The sequence below is a fragment of the Pseudomonas sp. MB-090624 genome (assembly GCF_003205245.1).
Classification (GTDB): domain Bacteria; phylum Pseudomonadota; class Gammaproteobacteria; order Pseudomonadales; family Pseudomonadaceae; genus Aquipseudomonas; species Aquipseudomonas juntendi.
The window spans coordinates 1-2,293 of record NZ_QJRK01000101.1 but is presented as its reverse complement, the minus strand read 5'-3'; the positions used below and the strand labels follow the sequence as shown (position 1 = coordinate 2,293).

Annotated in this window: 1 protein-coding gene; it reads left to right on the top strand. The window is 67.9% G+C overall.

Going from position 1 to position 2,293, the window contains the following annotated elements; all coding sequences use genetic code 11:
• On the top strand, positions 1-2,293 hold a 2,293-nt coding region (locus DMX12_RS28740), incomplete at both ends, for a condensation domain-containing protein (RefSeq protein WP_146226887.1).

Sequence of the window (2,293 nt, the reverse complement as noted above, 5' to 3'; positions counted from 1 at the left end):
GGGACAGCGTGCCGATCGGTGAGCCTATCGCCAACCTGGCCTGCTACATCCTCGATGCCGAGCTGCAACCGGTGCCGGTGGGGGTGCTGGGCGAGCTGTACCTGGCCGGCGCAGGCCTGGCGCGCGGCTACCACCGCCGCCCAGGGCTGACCGCCGAGCGTTTCGCCGTGAGCCCATACGGCAATGGCGAGCGCATGTACCGCACCGGTGACCTGGCGCGCTACCGCGCGGACGGGGTGATCGAGTACGCCGGACGTATCGACCACCAGGTCAAGCTGCGTGGCCTGCGCATCGAGCTGGGTGAGATCGAGGCGCGTCTGCTGGAGCACGACCTGGTGCGTGAAGCCGTGGTGACCGTGCCGGACGGCAAGCAGTTGGTCGGTTATGTGGTGCTGGCCGGTGAGGCCGCCGATTGGCAGGCACAACTGGCCGAGCACCTGCGCCGCGGCCTGCCGGACTACATGGTGCCGAACCAGTGGCTGGCACTGGACAGCCTGCCGCTGTCGCCCAACGGCAAGCTCGACCGCAAGGCCTTGCCTGCCGTGGATGCCACGCAATCGCAGCGTGCCTACGTGGCGCCGCAGAGTGAGCTGGAACAACAGGTCGCGGCGATCTGGGCGCAGGTGCTCGGGCTTGAGCGGGTCGGCCTGACGGACAACTTCTTCGAACTGGGCGGGCATTCGCTGTTGGCTACCCAGGTGTTCTCGCGCCTGCGCGCGCTAGGCATAGACGCACCGCTCAAGGTGCTGTTCGAGCATGCCAGCCTGCAGAGCTTCGTCGCCAGCCTGCCAGCACCGTCGTTGGCGGCGCGGGCCCCGGCCATCCGGCCGACGCCGCGCGATGCGGCGCTGCCGGTGTCCTATGCCCAGCAACGCCAATGGTTCCTCTGGCAGCTGGAGCCACACAGCAGCGCCTACCACATTCCCATGGTCCTGCGCCTGAACGGCAGCCTCGATCGCGCGGCGCTGCAACACAGCTTCGATGCGCTGGTCGAGCGTCATGAGACCCTGCGTACCCGCTTCGTCGAAAGCGACCAGGGCATCGTCCAGGTGATCGAGCGCTCGGCTGCGCGGGTCATCGCCCATGAACGACTGGCGGACGAGGCCACCCTTGGAGCGCGTGTCGCCGAGGAAATCCGCCTGCCGTTCGACCTGGCCCGCGGCCCGTTGCTGCGAGCCCGTCTGCTGGAGCTGGCGGCCGACGACCAGGTGCTGGTGCTGACTCAGCACCATATCGTCTCGGATGCCGCATCCATGCAGCTGATGGTTGGCGAACTGATCGATGGCTATACCCGCTACCGCGAAGGCGATGCCGCCCCACTGCCTGTCCTGGCGCTGCAATATGCCGACTACGCCCGTTGGCAGCGTGAGTGGATGGAGGCTGGTGAGCGTGAGCGGCAACTGGCCTACTGGGTCGGGCAACTGGGCAGCGAGCAGGATGTGCTGGCCTTGCCGCTGGACCGCCCGCGTCCTGCCGAGCAGAGCTATCGCGGGGCCCAGCTCGACCTGGCCGTGCCGTCGGCGTTGAAGGACGGCCTCGAGGCATTGGCCCGCCGCCAGGGCGCGACCCTGTTCATGGTGCTGCTGGCGTCGTTCCAGGCCTTGCTGCATCGCTACAGTGGGCAGCGCGACATCCGCGTCGGCGTGCCGGTGGCCAACCGCAACCGGGTCGAGACCGAAGGGCTGATCGGCTTCTTCGTCAACACCCTGGTACTGCGGGCCGATATCGATCCACGCCAGCCGTTCGGCGTGCTGCTGCAACAGGTGCGGCAGGCTGCGCTGGGCGCCCAGGCGCACCAGGACCTGCCATTCGAGCAACTGGTGGATGCGTTGGCGCCCACCCGCAGCCTCAGCCACAGCCCGTTGTTCCAGGTGATGTTCAACCACCAGGCCGCCGCGCTTGCGCCGGTACGCGCCGTGCCAGGCTTGGCGGTCCAGGCCATGGCCTGGGACAACGACACCACCCAGTTCGACCTGAGCCTGGACACCTGCGAGACCGCTGAAGGGCTGAGCGCTTCGCTGATCTACGCCACTGACCTGTTCGACCACGCCACCATCGTGCGCCTGGGTGAGCATTGGCTGAACCTGCTGCAAGCCATTGTCGAGCAACCGCACCAACCGGTGGCCGAACTGCCATTGCTGGCGGCCGCCGAGCGCGAGCGCACCTTGGTCACGTGGAACGCCACCGCTGAACAGTACCCGCTGCAGCAGAGCATCCAGCAACTGATCGAAGCCCAGGTGCAGCGCACCCCGGATGCCCCGGCGCTGGCCTTCGGCGAGGTGCGCCTGAGCTA